This window comes from Streptomyces sp. NBC_00704 (genome assembly GCF_036226605.1).
Taxonomy (GTDB): Bacteria; Actinomycetota; Actinomycetes; order Streptomycetales; family Streptomycetaceae; genus Streptomyces.
In genome coordinates this window covers 3,880,206-3,894,280 of the sequence record NZ_CP109000.1, presented here as the reverse complement: position 1 = coordinate 3,894,280, position 14,075 = coordinate 3,880,206, and the positions used below count along the sequence as shown (strand labels likewise).

Here is a 14,075-nt window from a genome sequence, read left to right as displayed (position 1 = left end):
GGGTGAGCCCGCTGGTCGAACTCACCCTGTGTACGGGCCTCGTCACGGAGCGAGCGCGTCGATCGCCTTCACGATCCGCTTGTCGGACACCGGGTACGCCGTGCCCAGCGCGTGGGCGAAATAGCTGACCCGGAGCTCCTCGATCATCCAGCGGACGTCCAGGACCTGCTGGGGCACCGGCCGGCCCGGCGGCAGCTGCTCCAGCAGCCACGCGTACTCGTCCTGCATCTCGTGGACCTTCTCCATGCGGCTGGTGTCGCGCTGCACGCCGGTCGGCATCTGCTGAAGCCGCCGGTCCGCGGCCACCAGGTAGCGCATCAGGTCGGGCAGCCGGCGCAGTCCCGCCCAGGTCACGAAGCCGGGCTTCACGAGGGCGTCCAGCTGCGCCCGCACGTCCGCCAGGTTCGCCAGCAGCACCGGGCTGCGCACGCCCTTCAGCCGGCGTTCACAGGCCTGCCAGGCGGCCAGCACCTGCTGCACCTGGGCGACCGTGCGCACCGTCGTGTCGACGATCTCCGCGCGCACCTTCTCGTACAGCTTGCGGTACGACTCCTCGTCCCACGCCGGGCCGCCGAAGTCGGCGATGAGCCGGTCCGCCGCCGCCATCGCGCAGTCGTCGAACAGCGCCTGGATCGAACCGTGCGGATTCGCGGACAGCGCGAGCTTCTGGGCGTTCGTCAGCTTCTCGGACGCGAACTTCGCCGGGTTGACCGGGATGGTGCGCAGGATCAGCCGGCGGGTGCCCTTCCACATGGCCTCCGCCTGTTCCGCCTCCGTGTCGAAGAGGCGCACCGAGACGGTGTCGCCGTCGTCGACCAGCGCCGGGTACGCCTTCACCGGTTGTCCCGCCCGGCGGGTCTCGAAGACGCGGGTGAGCGTGCCGATCGTCCAGTCCGTCAGGCCCGAACGCTCCAGGGCCTCGCCGCCCTGCCGTTCGGCGGTGGCCGCGGCCGCCTGGGAGATGGCCTGCCTGGCCTTCGGCCGCAGCCGGAGCTTCAGGGCCTCCAGGTCCTTGTCCTCGGCGAGCTTGCGCCGCCGCTCGTCGACGATCCGGAAGGTGATCTTCAGGTGGTCGGGGAGGCGCGACCAGTCGAAGTCGTCGGCCTCGAAGGGGACGCCCACCATCCGCTTCAGCTCACGGGCCATGGCCGTGGTGAGCGGCTCCCGCAGAGGCGTCGCCCGGTCGAGGAAGCGCTGGGCGAAGTTCGGGGCCGGCACGTAGTTGCGGCGGATCGGCTTCGGCAGGGAGCGGATCAGCTCGGTGACGACCTCCTGCCGCAGGCCCGGGATCTGCCAGTCGAAGCCCTCGTCGGTGACCTGGTTGAGCACCTGGAGGGGGATGTGGACGGTCACGCCGTCGGCGTCCGCGCCCGGCTCGAACTGGTACGTCACACGGAACTTCAGCGGGCCCTGCCGCCAGGTGTCCGGGTAGTCGGCCTTGGTGACCGCCTCCGCCGACTCCCGGATGAGCATCTCGCGCTCGAAGTCGAGGAAGTCGGGCTGCTCGTGCCGCTTGTGCTTCCACCAGGAGTCGAAGTGCGCACCCGACACGACGTGGTCGGGCACCCGCTGGTCGTAGAAGTCGAACAGCGTCTCGTCGTCGACGACGATGTCCCGGCGGCGGGCGCGGTGCTCCAGCTCCTCGACCTCGCTGAGGAGGCGGCGGTTGTCGGCGAAGAACTTGTGGTGCGTGCGCCAGTCGCCCTCGACCAGCGCGTTGCGGATGAACAGGTCGCGGCAGGTCTCCGGGTCGATCCGGCCGTAGTTCACCTTCCGCTGGGCGACGATCGGCACGCCGTACAGCGTCACCTTCTCGTCGGCCATCACGGCCGCCTGGTCCTTCTCCCAGCGCGGCTCGCTGTACGTCCGCTTCAGCAGGTGTCCGGCGAGCGGCTCGACCCACTCCGGCTCGATCTTCGCGTTGACGCGCGCCCACAGGCGGCTCGTCTCCACCAGCTCGGCGGACATCACGAACCGGGGCTGCTTCTTGAACAGGGCCGAGCCCGGGAAGATCGCGAACTTGGCGCTGCGCGCGCCCAGGTACTCGTTCTTGTTGCCGTCCTTCACGTCCTTCATGCCGACGTGGGAGAGGAGTCCGGCGAGCAGGGACACGTGGACGCTCTGCTCGGGCGCGTCGTCCTCGTTGAGATGGATGCCCATCTGCTTGGCGACCGTGCGCAGCTGCGTGTAGATGTCCTGCCACTCCCGGATGCGCAGGAAGTTCAGGTACTCCTGCTTGCACATCCGCCGGAAGGAGGAGGAGCCGCGCTCCTTCTGCTGTTCGCGGACGTAGCGCCACAGGTTGAGGTAGGCGAGGAAGTCGCTGGTCTCGTCCTTGAAGCGGGCGTGCTGCTGGTCGGCCTGCGTCTGCTTGTCGGCCGGGCGCTCGCGCGGGTCCTGGATGGACAGCGCGGCGGCTATGACCATGACCTCGCGGACGCAGCCGTTCTTGTCGGCCTCCAGGACCATGCGGGCGAGCCGCGGGTCGACCGGCAGCTGGGCCAGCTTGCGGCCGGTGTCCGTGAGCCGCTTGCGCGGGTCCTTCTCGGCCGGGTCCAGCGCGTTCAGCTCCTGGAGCAGCTGGACGCCGTCGCGGATGTTGCGGTGGTCCGGCGGGTCGATGAAGGGGAACTTCTCGATGTCGCCGAGGCCGGCCGCGGTCATCTGAAGGATGACGCTGGCCAGGTTGGTGCGCAGGATCTCCGCGTCGGTGAACTCCGGGCGGGCCAGGAAGTCGTCCTCGGCGTACAGCCGGATGCAGATGCCGTCGCTGGTGCGGCCGCAGCGGCCCTTGCGCTGGTTGGCGCTGGCCTGCGAGACCGGCTCGATGGGCAGCCGCTGCACCTTGGTGCGGTGGCTGTAGCGGCTGATGCGGGCGAAGCCGGGGTCGATGACGTACTTGATGCCGGGGACGGTGAGGGACGTCTCGGCCACGTTCGTCGCCAGAACGATCCTGCGGCCCGTGTGCTGCTGGAACACCCGGTGCTGCTCGGCGTGCGACAGCCGGGCGTACAGCGGCAGGACCTCGGTGAAACTGTACTTCTTCTTCTCCAGCGCGTCCGCCGTGTCGCGGATCTCCCGCTCGCCGGACAGGAAGACGAGGATGTCGCCCTTCCCTTCGGCCTGGAGCTCCTCGACCGCGTCGCAGATGGCGGTGATCTGGTCGCGGTCGGCGTCCTCGGAGTCGTCCTCGAGGAGCGGCCGGTACCGGACCTCCACCGGATACGTCCGCCCGCTGACCTCCACGATCGGGGCGTCGCCGAAGTGCCGGGAGAAGCGCTCCGGGTCGATGGTGGCGGAGGTGATGACGACCTTGAGGTCCGGGCGGCGCGGGAGGAGTTGGGCGAGGTAGCCCAGCAGGAAGTCGATGTTGAGGGACCGCTCGTGGGCCTCGTCGATGATGATCGTGTCGTAGGCGCGCAGGTCGCGGTCGGTCTGGATCTCCGCGAGGAGGATGCCGTCCGTCATCAGCTTCACGAAGGTGGCGTCCGGGTTCACCTGGTCGGTGAACCGCACCTTCCAGCCGACGGCCTCGCCCAGCGGCGAGCGCAGCTCCTCCGCGACGCGCTCGGCGACGGTGCGGGCGGCGATGCGGCGGGGCTGGGTGTGGCCGATCATGCCCCGGACGCCGCGGCCCAGCTCCAGGCAGATCTTGGGGATCTGGGTGGTCTTGCCGGAGCCGGTCTCACCGGCGACGATGACGACCTGGTGATCACGGATGGCGGCCGCGATCTCGTCCTTCTTCTGGCTGACCGGGAGCTGCTCGGGGTAGGAGACGGCGGGCACGCGGCCGCGCCGGACGGCCATCCGCTCCTCGGCCTTCGCGACCTCCGCCTCGATCTCGGCGAGGACGGCGGCGCGGGCCTCCGGCTTGCGGATCTTGCGCGCGCCTTCGAGCCGGCGCCCGAGCCGGTGCGCGTCGCGCAGGGACAGCTCGGCCAGACGGGGGGCGAGGGCGCCGGGGGCGGGGGCAGGGTGCGTAGACATACGGGAACCAGGATCGCACCTCGGCGAAATCCGTGGCGAACCGTTTTGCGCCGGGCATACGGCGCCGGGCGTGCCACGGCATACAACAAGACCCCGATCCGGGGATCGGGGCCTGTGCTGTGGCTGGGGCCGGGGTCGAACCGGCGACCTACCGCTTTTCAGGCGGTCGCTCGTACCAACTGAGCTACCCAGCCGAGGAGTCCTCGACGAACTCCAGCGGTCCTGACGGGATTTGAACCCGCGGCCTCCACCTTGACAGGGTGGCGAGCACTCCAAACTGCTCCACAGGACCAAGCTGTGTGTACGACAGTGTCGCACACGGTGTTGCGTGCCCCCAACGGGATTCGAACCCGTGCTACCGCCTTGAAAGGGCGGCGTCCTAGGCCGCTAGACGATGAGGGCTATCGGCCCGCCTGGGCGCTTCTCAGCGCGTCGGGGACGTCATGAGCATATGGGATGGCGGGGGGTATCGCCAAAACGGTTTACGGGGCCCTCCTGGAGGCGGTCCCGGAAGGGCCGGCGGTCGGACTCGCGGACGGGCCGCCGGGGGATCCACCAGGTGATCCGCTCGGGGATCCGGTGGGGGATCCGGGGGGAGGGCCGTCCGTCGGGGCGGCGGAGGGGCTGGGCGACGGGGCGGCGCCCGGCTGGTTCTCCTTGGGCAGGTGGCGGCTGACCTCGGCCGTCGTCAGGCCCAGCCCGCCGAGCTTGATCTCGTCCCAGGCCTGGAGCCGGCGGGTGTCGCGGTCGAGGTAGAGGATCGACGCCTGGATGGGGTCGGGGTACCTGCCCTCGACGGCGCGCAGGCCGCTGCCGCCCGTGGAGCCCTCGATCCGCAGCCGGGTGCCCTTCTTCATGACCTCCACCCCCTCGTGGTGGAGGTGACCCGCCAGGACGAGGGGCACCTCGCCGTCCGTGCCGCGGGCGGCGGAGGGCTCGTGGGCGACGGCCACGTCGACCGGGGCGCCGGCCGCCCTCTGCCCGCGCAGCGTCTCCGCCAGACGGGCGCCCGCCCCCTCCTCGCTCCGCTCCGCGCCGGGCGCCCCGGAGCGGTCGGGGGTGAACTGGGGGTCGCCGATGCCGGCGAAGCGGACCCCGGCGACGGTGACCGCGCGGCCGTCGTCGAGGACGTGCACGTTCTTCATCCCCTCCAGGTAGCGCTGGGTGATCCGGGAGTCGTGGTTGCCCCTGACCCACACGTACGGCGCGCCCAGCGTGGCGATGGGGTCCAGGAAGCCGTTCTCGGCGGCCGTGCCGTGGTCCATGGTGTCGCCGGAGTCCACGATCACGTCGACCTTGTACTGCTCCACCAGCGAGGCGATGATCTTCCAGCTCGCGGGGTTGAGGTGGATGTCGGACACGTGCAGGACGCGGACGGTCGTCGGGTCCGGCTGGTAGGCGGGCAGCGTGGAGGTGACGTCGTAGAGCTTGGTCACGTTGGTGACCAGGCGGGCGAGTTCGCGCTGGTAGACGTCGAACTCGGTGACGATGCTGCGGGCGTTGCCGACGAGCGAGGGCGCCGAGGACAGCAGGCCGGAGAACCTCGGTTCCAGCACCGAGTTGGGGTTCCAGGTGGCGAATGCGGTCGCGCCCGAGGCGGCCAGCAGGGTCAGGGCCAGACCGCCCGCCGCGAGGGCCCGGCGCGGGCGGCGGTAGACGGCGAGCCCGAGGGCGGTCGCGCCGGTGACGACGGCGACGCAGGAGCGCAGCGCGAGGTCGAGGGTGCCGTGCTCGACGTCGCGGGCGACCTCGTCCTGGAGGCCGGAGAGGCGTTCGGGGTGGTCGACGAGGGCCTGGGAGCGGACCGGGTCGAGCTGGTCGACGTTGACGTCGAGGCGGACCGGCGCGTGGTGGCTGTCCAGGGTGAGCGCGCCGAGCGGGGAGACGTTGATCTTCGTTCCGCCGGTGACGGACGGCCGCAGGGTCATCGTCGTGTCCATGGGGCCGACGGGGACGCGCACGTCGCCGACCACCAGCAGGCCGAGCCAGGCGCCGAGCAGGACGACGGCGGTCAGGCCGAGGGCGCGGATCCAGGGGTTGGGCCGGGCGGAGAGTTCGGGGACGTGGCGGGTGCGGTCCGCGCGCGGCTTGCGGCGGGCGGGCTTGCGACGGGCGGGCTTGAGGCGGTTCAGGGCTGCGGCGGGGACACGGGCACGGGCCATTGGTGCCCTATGCCCCGGTCCCGGCGCCGGTATGCGGTCGGTTCGCGCCCTCCCCCGGACGGCTTCTTGCCGGACAATGGGGCCTGTGCTGGAGATGACGCGCGAGGAGTTCGAGGAACTGGTGGCCGAGGCGCTGGACCGGATTCCGCCGGAGCTGACGCGGTTGATGGACAACGTCGCGGTGTTCGTCGAGGACGAACCGCCGGCGGACGATCCCGAGCTGCTCGGGCTGTACGAGGGGACGCCGCTGACCGACCGCGGCGAGTGGTACGCCGGGGTGCTGCCCGACCGGATCACGGTCTACCGGGGGCCGACGCTGCGGATGTGCGCCTCGCGCGAGGAGGTCGTCGCCGAGACCGAGGTCACGGTGGTGCACGAGATCGCCCACCACTTCGGCATCGACGACGCGCGGCTGCACGCCCTGGGCTACGGCTGAGCCGACCGGCGGGGGGCGCGCGAGCCGCGCGTGTCCTCTTGCGGGCGGCGGGAGTTGGGCACGTCGACTCTTGCGTCTGCCCCGGAGGTGGCCCGTGCGCCCCTTGTACGTACCCGTTCGTCTGGTCGCGGCGGTCCTGGCCGTCGCCGCGGCCTCCGGCTGTATGAGCGTGGGGGACGAGGACGGCGGCCGGGCCCGGCCCTCGCACTCGGCCGGCCGGCACCCCGGCGAGGCGCCCGAGGGGAGTTCGGCGGGCGCGGGCGGCGGGCTCGGGACGGGCCGGGCGGGCGGCGACGGCAAGCACGGGTCCGGCAAGGGCGCCCGGAGCGGGGCGAGCGCCTCGGCGGCCGCCTCCGCGTCGCCGTCGGCGGGCGGGACCGCGCCGGCTCCGAAGGGACCGGTGAAGCCGGGCCGGACGGCCGGGCCGGGGGCGTCGGCGCCGGCCGGGGGCCCGACCGCCGCGCCCACCCGTTCGCCGGATCCCGAGCCCCCCGCGCCCTCGCCGGACCCGCCGTCGCCCTCGGCGGAGCCGACGGTCGCCGAGCCGTCGGCGTCCGCGCACGACGACGGCGGGACCGTGCCGCAGCTCGCCGACCGGGAGCCGGCGCCGGAGGCGGGCCTGCCGGCCGGGTGAGGGCGCCCCGCGGCCGGGGCGGCAGGCTGCTGAGCTGCGACGATGAGCCGAGTTTGCCTTCCCCGGGCAGGGTGCGTATGGTAGTAGATCGTTTGATCCCATTTGCCCGGCGCCACCGCAGAGCGCGCCGTGTGGCGCGTACTCTCCCTTGCCGTGGCTGACCGCATCGAGGCGGTCGTAATGCAATGCGAACACGGAGTTGACGGGCGCGTGCCGAGGAGACTCCGGAAGGTTTCGCATTCGCATGTCCATTTTCAGTACTGATCACTCTGTCGTGTCCGAGAACAACGACGAGCCGATCACCCTCGAGGCCATCGAGGTCACGCAGACCGTCGAGACCGCTGAGATCGCCGAGGCCGTCGCGGCCGCGGTCGAGGCCGTCGACGAGTCCGCCGAGGCCTCCGAGCCCGAGACCCCCGAACTCACCTTCGCCGACCTCGGGCTGCCCGAGGGCGTCGTGCGCAAGCTCGCGCAGAACGGCGTGACCAGCCCCTTCCCGATCCAGGCCGCGACCATCCCGGACGCCCTGGCCGGCAAGGACATCCTGGGCCGCGGCCGCACCGGCTCCGGCAAGACCCTCTCCTTCGGTCTGCCCACCCTGGCCACGCTGGCCGGCGGGCACACCGAGAAGCGCAAGCCGCGCGCCGTCATCCTCACGCCGACGCGTGAGCTGGCGATGCAGGTCGCGGACGCGCTCCAGCCCTACGGCGACGTCCTCGGCCTGAAGATGAAGGTCGTCTGCGGCGGTACGTCGATGAGCAACCAGATCTACGCCCTGGAGCGCGGCGTCGACGTCCTCGTCGCCACCCCGGGCCGGCTGCGCGACATCATCAACCGCGGCGCCTGCTCCCTCGAGAACGTGCGGATCGCCGTCCTCGACGAGGCCGACCAGATGTCGGACCTGGGCTTCCTGCCCGAGGTCACCGAGCTGTTCGACCAGATCCCGGCCGGCGGCCAGCGGATGCTGTTCTCGGCCACGATGGAGAACGAGATCTCCACGCTGGTCAAGCGCTACCTGAGCAACCCGGTCACGCACGAGGTCGACAGCGCCCAGGGCAACGTCACGACCATGTCGCACCACATCCTGATCGTGAAGCCCAAGGACAAGGCGCCGGTCACCGCCGCGATCGCCTCCCGCAAGGGCCGCACCATCATCTTCGTCCGCACCCAGCTCGGCGCGGACCGGATCGCCGAGCAGCTGCGCGAGTCCGGCGTGAAGGCCGACGCGCTGCACGGCGGCATGACCCAGGGCGCGCGCACCCGCACGCTGGCCGACTTCAAGGACGGCTACGTCAACGCGCTCGTCGCCACCGACGTCGCCGCCCGCGGCATCCACGTGGACGGCATCGACCTGGTCCTGAACGTGGACCCGGCCGGCGACCACAAGGACTACCTGCACCGCGCGGGCCGCACGGCGCGCGCCGGCCGCACCGGCACGGTCGTCTCCCTGTCGCTTCCGCACCAGCGCCGTCAGATCTTCCGTCTGATGGAGGACGCGGGCGTCGACGCCGGACGGCACATCATCCAGGGCGGCGCCGCCTTCGACCCCGAGGTCGCCGAGATCACCGGCGCCCGCTCGATGACGGAGGTCCAGGCCGAGTCCGCGGGCAACGCGGCCCAGCAGGCCGAGCGCGAGGTCTCCGAGCTGACCAGGGAGCTGGAGCGCGCGCAGCGCCGGGCGACCGAGCTGCGCGAGGAGGCCGACCGTCTGGTGGCCCGTGCGGCGCGTGAGCGCGGCGAGGACCCGCAGGCGGCCGTCGCCGCGGCCGTCGAGACGGTCGTGGAGCAGGACGCCGTGGCCGAGGCGCCGGTCCAGGCCGTCGTGGCCGCCGAGCAGCCGGCCGAGCGTCCCGCGTACGAGCAGCCGCGTCAGCGCCGTGACGAGCGGGGCAACTACGAGCGCCGCGACGACCGTCGTGACGACCGTGGCGGCCGTTCCTTCGAGCGCCGTGACGACAGCCGCGGTGACCGGGGCGGTTCCAACCGTGACGACCGTGGCGGCTTCAACCGCGACCGCCGTGACGGCGACCGCGGCGGGTTCCGCCGTGACGACCGTCGTGACGACCGTGGCGGCCGTACCTTCGAGCGTCGCGACGACAGCCGCGGCGAGCGCGGGGGTTTCAACCGTGACGACCGCGGCGGCTTCAACCGCGACCGCGACAACAACCGCGGGTTCAACCGTGACCGCGACGACCGCGGTGGCCGTTCGTTCAACCGTGACGACCGCGGCGGCCGTTCCTTCGAGCGCCGTGACGACAGCCGCGGCGAGCGCGGGGGCTTCAACCGCGACCGCGACAACAGCCGCGGCGACCGCGGCGGTTTCAACCGTGACGACCGTGGCGGCCGTTCCTTCGAGCGCCGTGACGACAACCGCGGCGACCGCGGCGGCTTCCGCCGGGACGAGCGCGGTGGCCACCGGGGCAGCGACCGTCCGTTCAACCGTGACCGCCGTGACGACCGTCCGGGCTTCCGGTCCGGCGGCCACGAGCGCCCGTACGGCCGCCGTGACGACCACCGCGGCACCGGTACCGGCACCGGCACCGGTTCCGGCACGACCGGCCGTCGTGACGACAAGCCGCGCTGGAAGCGCAACGGCTGACGCCCGGTCGCCCGAGTGACGTGAACGCCGTGGCCCCCACCGAACACCGGTGGGGGCCACGGCGTTCTCGCGCACCCGTGCCGCCTCCCTCCGCCGGCCGTGGGCGGTTTCTGGCCAAGTTGTGACGTGTGTCACGCCTTCGGGAGGGGAATTGCTGGGGGCATGACAGATGACGGCACACCGGGTCAGCGGTCCACCGGGAGTCTCTCGGACGAACAACGGCTGGCCGAGCTGGGCTACACCCAGGTCCTCGCCCGCCGCATGTCGGCGTTCTCCAACTACGCGGTCTCCTTCACGATCATCTCGGTCCTGTCGGGCTGCCTGACGCTCTACCTGTTCGGGATGAACACCGGCGGCCCGGCGGTGATCACCTGGGGCTGGGTCGCCGTCGGCCTGATGACGCTCTTCGTGGGCCTCGCCATGGCCGAGATCTGCTCGGCCTACCCGACCTCGGCCGGCCTGTACTTCTGGGCCCACCGGCTCGCGCCCCCGCGATCGGCCGCGGCCTGGGCCTGGTTCACGGGCTGGTTCAACGTGCTGGGCCAGGTCGCGGTGACCGCCGGCATCGACTTCGGCGCGGCCTCCTTCCTCGGCGCGTACCTGAACCTGCAGTTCGACTTCGAGGTGACGCCGGGCCGCACGGTCCTGCTCTTCGCGGCCATCCTGGTGCTGCACGGCCTGCTGAACACCTTCGGGGTGCGGATCGTCGCCCTCCTCAACAGCGTGAGCGTGTGGTGGCACGTGCTCGGCGTCGGCGTCATCGTCGGCGCGCTCGCCTTCGTCCCCGACACGCACCAGTCGACGTCCTTCGTGTTCGGCGAGTTCGTCAACAACACGGGCTGGGGCAGCGGCGTCTACGTCGTCCTGCTCGGCCTGCTCATGGCCCAGTACACCTTCACCGGCTACGACGCCTCCGCCCACATGACGGAGGAGACGCACGACGCGTCCACGGCCGGCCCCAAGGGCATCGTGCGCTCCATCTGGACCTCGTGGATCGCCGGCTTCGTCCTCCTGCTCGGCTTCACGTACGCCATCCAGTCCTACGACGCCGCGCTCGGCTCCGCGACCGGCGCGCCCCCCGCGCAGATCCTGCTCGACGCCCTCGGCGCGACCGCCGGCAAGCTGCTGCTGCTCGTCGTCATCGGCGCCCAGCTGTTCTGCGGCATGGCGTCGGTCACCGCCAACAGCCGCATGATCTACGCGTTCTCGCGGGACGGCGCGCTGCCCTTCTCCCACATCTGGCACACGGTCAGCCCCCGCACCCGCACGCCCGTCGCGGCGGTCTGGCTGGCGGCCGGCGGCGCGCTGCTGCTGGGGCTGCCGTACCTGATCAACGTGACCGCGTACGCGGCCGTCACCTCCATCGCCGTCATCGGCCTCTACATCGCCTACGTCATCCCGACGCTGCTGCGCCTGCGCAAGGGCGAGGCGTTCGAGCACGGGCCCTGGCACCTGGGCCGCTGGTCCCGCGCCGTCGGCGTGGTGGCCGTCGGGTGGGTGGCCGTCATCACCGTCCTGTTCATGCTGCCGCAGGTCTCCCCGGTCACCTGGGAGACCTTCAACTACGCCCCGGTCGCCGTCCTCGTCGTCCTGGGCTTCGCGGGCGGGTGGTGGCAGGTGTCGGCGCGGAAGTGGTTCCTCGACCCCGCGCACGAGAAGACCCTCGCCAGGGAGGCGTCACGGGCCGCCGCGCGCGTGGAACTGCCCGATCTGTGACCCGTCCTGGTCGCTTCCCGTCCTTCGACGCGGCCGTGTCCCCGATACCCGATCGGAGACACGGCCGGGTCCGGCTATGCTCGGGGGGCGACATCGCGCACCATCGCCTGGGCCGTTAGCTCAATTGGCAGAGCAGTGGACTTTTAATCCATTGGTTGTGGGTTCGAGTCCCACACGGCCTACCGGTGCGGAAGAGGGGTTTCCCCTCCGACCCGCGAAACGGCGCCCGAGCCGGCCTCCACCGACTCGGGCGCCGTCGCGTTGCCCGCGCCGGGCACCCGACAGCCCGACGGCCCTACGCTCTCGGCCCATGACGGCTTCCGACTGCTACACCTGCCGCAAGGAAGAAGAGTCCGACGACCTTCCTCCCCGCGAGCGCATCGCGCACGACCGGCACTGGCGGGCGGCCCACGCCCTCGGCACGGCCGTGCCCGGCTGGCTGGTGCTGTTGCCCCGGCGCCACGTCGCCGCGGTCCACGACCTCACCGACGCCGAGGCGGTCGCGCTGGGGACCTGGCAGGTCAGGCTCTCCCGGGCGCTCCGCGAGACGACGGGGTGCGCCAAGACTTACGTCGTCCAGTTCGCCGAAGCCGAGGGCTTCGCACACGTCCACTTCCACATCGTCCCGCGCATGGCGGACCTGCCGCCGCGACACCGTGGGCCGGGCGTTTTCGAGTTGCTCCGGCGGCCGGAGGCGGAGTGGGTGACGGCCGCCGAGGCGGACCGGACGGCCCGTCTTCTGCGGGCCCGACTTCTATAACGGCCGGTTGCGCGCGCTGAGCGGCTCCGGCTCCGATCGCCGCTGGGGCCGTCAGGCGTCCGGTTCGGTTGCCTGGCCCTCTTCAGGGGCGTCGTCGGACGGCGTGCCGATGACGTACGTCCCCTTCGCGGGCAGCGTCGCGACCAGCCCGCGTTTGCGGAGTTCGACGATGGCGCGACGGACGGTGCCGATGCTCACGCGGTACAGGTCCGTCATGGCCCGCTCGCCCGGCAGGGCCGCCCCCTGCGGCAACTTGCCGACCGCGATGTCCGCCGCGATGGCGTCGGCGAGTTTCACGTACTCGTAGCGCGGAAGCTCACTCATCCTCCCACCGTGCCGCAGCCCAGCGCTCGATGCAGAGGCGGAACGCGTCCGGACGCTGTGGGACGCAGTATTAATCAGTGGGGTGCAGGGGGACGCAGTTACCGGTATGGTCGAAAGGAAAGGACCCCGGCGAGGTGGCTAGACCTCCCGGGGCGTGGCCAACGCCGCAAAGGAGCGTCGACATGTACGACCTTATCCGTCGCACCCTCGAAGGGATGCGTCTTCTTCTCGCGCCCGGCACCGGGAAACGGCGTCGCACGCATCGTCACCGGGCCCGGTTCTGCCCGCACTTCACCGCAGAACTGCACGACCCGGCCCCGATGGCTGCGCAGCTCCCTCCGCACCGTTCGCCGTACGGGCTCGTCGGCTCACTCGACGGCGCGGAATCCGCTCTCGTGCGCCCCTATCTCGCCGCGCGCGACCGGGAAACCGCGCTTCAGCAGCGTCGTCGCCTGATCGGCGCGCAGGAGGTGGCCGCGTGACGAATCCGGCGTCCTCCCCGCCCCCTCGGTTGTTGCCCTGGTCGTCCCCCGACGGCAAGCCCTGCTACCTGGTGACCGACGACCAGGGCAGCCGCCTGTCCCGGCTCGCCGACGAGTTGGAGGCCGAGCAGCTCGCCACGGCCGTCGAGGTGCTCGGGCTCGCCCGTCCGCTGCTGGACGACCCCGCGTCTCCGTACACCGAGGTGCGGTACGCCGGTCTGCGGCTCGCGGAGTGCCTGGCCGACGCCCTGCGCGTCGCGGAGTCCCGGGGTTCGCGCCTGCCCGCGCCGGACGCCGGAGGCGTCAGACCGCGCTGAGGCCGGTGAGGGAGGCCAGCGGCAGGGTGTGCTGGGTCTGGAGGACCTTCGCGCGCAGGTAGCGCACGTTGTGCGGGGTGGTGAAGACGCCGGTGGGCACGCGGTCGTGGACGTCGATGCCCAGGCCCCGCAACTGCTCGGCCTTGTCGGGGTTGTTGGACAGCAGGTCCAGGCTGGTGATGCCGAGGGCGCGCAGCATCTGGGCGGCGGCCGTGTAGTCGCGGTCGTCCTCGGGCAGGCCGAGGGCGGCATTCGCGGCGTAGGTGTCCAGGCCCTGGTCCTGGAGTGCGTACGCGTCGAGCTTGTTGTAGAGGCCGATGCCGCGCCCCTCCTGGCGGAGGTAGAGCAGGACGCCGCCCGTCGCCGCTATCCGCTCGACGGCCTCGCGCAGTTGGGGGCCGCAGTCGCAGCGGGCGGAGCCGAACGCGTCGCCGGTGAGGCATTCGGAGTGCAGCCGGACCAGCGGGGTGGCGCCGGGCGCGGGGTCGCCGAGCACGACGGCGACGTGCTCCAGGCTGTCGGTCAGCCCGTGGAAGGTGACGAGTTCGGCGTCGACCGAGTAGCCGTCGTGGAAGCGCAGCGGAACCCGGACGCGGGCGCGCGGGGTGGCGGCGGGGGTGTCGGGCATGCGGGTCTCCCGGGTCCGGGGGCGAATGAC

The 14,075-nt window shown here is 71.8% G+C and carries 11 protein-coding genes and 4 tRNA genes; 8 read left to right on the top strand and 7 right to left on the bottom strand.

Annotated features, from left to right (window positions below; translation table 11 throughout):
• Window positions 1-42: 42 nt before the first annotated feature.
• From hrpA to OG802_RS16910, 5 genes are all read right to left on the bottom strand, one after another.
• Window positions 43-3,987 (bottom strand): ATP-dependent RNA helicase HrpA, encoded by a 3,945-nt coding sequence (hrpA, locus tag OG802_RS16930; RefSeq protein WP_329411446.1) that lies wholly within the window; start codon window positions 3,985-3,987, stop codon window positions 43-45.
• A 120-nt stretch (window positions 3,988-4,107) separates the two neighbouring features.
• Window positions 4,108-4,181 (bottom strand) — tRNA-Phe (locus OG802_RS16925).
• 23 nt (window positions 4,182-4,204) lie between these two features.
• Window positions 4,205-4,279 (bottom strand) — tRNA-Asp (locus OG802_RS16920).
• Window positions 4,280-4,316: 37 nt separating this feature from the next.
• A tRNA-Glu gene (locus tag OG802_RS16915) sits at window positions 4,317-4,389 on the bottom strand.
• Between the two features lie 80 nt (window positions 4,390-4,469).
• Complete coding sequence (locus OG802_RS16910) at window positions 4,470-6,149, bottom strand: metallophosphoesterase family protein (RefSeq protein ID WP_329411444.1); 1,680 nt, start codon at window positions 6,147-6,149, stop codon at window positions 4,470-4,472.
• 85 nt (window positions 6,150-6,234) lie between these two features.
• Between OG802_RS16910 and OG802_RS16905 the strand changes: the two genes are divergently transcribed.
• The 6 genes from OG802_RS16905 to OG802_RS16880 all read left to right on the top strand — a co-directional run bounded on the left by OG802_RS16905 (window position 6,235) and on the right by OG802_RS16880 (window position 12,294).
• The gene (locus tag OG802_RS16905) at window positions 6,235-6,585 is read left to right on the top strand and encodes a metallopeptidase family protein (RefSeq protein ID WP_256919038.1); all 351 of its coding nucleotides are present in this window, start codon (window positions 6,235-6,237) and stop codon (window positions 6,583-6,585) included.
• 94 nt (window positions 6,586-6,679) lie between these two features.
• Window positions 6,680-7,219: a hypothetical protein gene (locus OG802_RS16900; protein WP_329411442.1), complete on the top strand. Its 540-nt coding sequence runs from the start codon at window positions 6,680-6,682 to the stop codon at window positions 7,217-7,219.
• A gap of 244 nt (window positions 7,220-7,463) precedes the next feature.
• Window positions 7,464-9,818: a DEAD/DEAH box helicase gene (locus OG802_RS16895; RefSeq protein WP_329411441.1), complete on the top strand. Its 2,355-nt coding sequence runs from the start codon at window positions 7,464-7,466 to the stop codon at window positions 9,816-9,818.
• Between the two features lie 162 nt (window positions 9,819-9,980).
• A complete protein-coding gene (locus tag OG802_RS16890; RefSeq protein WP_329411439.1) occupies window positions 9,981-11,534 on the top strand; it encodes an amino acid permease in 1,554 nt (517 codons plus the stop codon).
• A gap of 109 nt (window positions 11,535-11,643) precedes the next feature.
• A tRNA-Lys gene (locus OG802_RS16885) sits at window positions 11,644-11,716 on the top strand.
• A gap of 128 nt (window positions 11,717-11,844) precedes the next feature.
• Window positions 11,845-12,294 carry an HIT family protein gene (locus OG802_RS16880; protein ID WP_329411438.1) on the top strand — a complete coding sequence of 150 codons (450 nt, stop codon included), beginning with the start codon at window positions 11,845-11,847 and terminating at the stop codon, window positions 12,292-12,294.
• A gap of 51 nt (window positions 12,295-12,345) precedes the next feature.
• Here OG802_RS16880 and OG802_RS16875 read toward each other — a convergent pair whose 3' ends face one another.
• The gene (locus OG802_RS16875) at window positions 12,346-12,618 is read right to left on the bottom strand and encodes a GntR family transcriptional regulator (RefSeq protein WP_329411436.1); all 273 of its coding nucleotides are present in this window, start codon (window positions 12,616-12,618) and stop codon (window positions 12,346-12,348) included.
• Window positions 12,619-12,800: 182 nt separating this feature from the next.
• On the opposite strand from OG802_RS16875, the gene OG802_RS16870 reads away from it, so the two are divergent.
• Both OG802_RS16870 and OG802_RS16865 read left to right on the top strand, forming a co-directional pair.
• The gene (locus OG802_RS16870; RefSeq protein ID WP_329411433.1) at window positions 12,801-13,100 is read left to right on the top strand and encodes a hypothetical protein; all 300 of its coding nucleotides are present in this window, start codon (window positions 12,801-12,803) and stop codon (window positions 13,098-13,100) included.
• Window positions 13,097-13,417 carry a hypothetical protein gene (locus OG802_RS16865; protein ID WP_329411431.1) on the top strand — a complete coding sequence of 107 codons (321 nt, stop codon included), beginning with the start codon at window positions 13,097-13,099 and terminating at the stop codon, window positions 13,415-13,417. Before OG802_RS16870 ends, OG802_RS16865 begins: the two co-directional genes overlap by 4 nt.
• Here the strand turns inward: OG802_RS16865 and OG802_RS16860 are convergent.
• A complete protein-coding gene (locus tag OG802_RS16860) occupies window positions 13,404-14,045 on the bottom strand; it encodes a GTP cyclohydrolase II (RefSeq protein WP_329411430.1) in 642 nt (213 codons plus the stop codon). The two genes, OG802_RS16865 and OG802_RS16860, sit on opposite strands and share 14 nt — an antisense overlap.
• Between the last annotated feature and the right edge of the window lie 30 nt (window positions 14,046-14,075).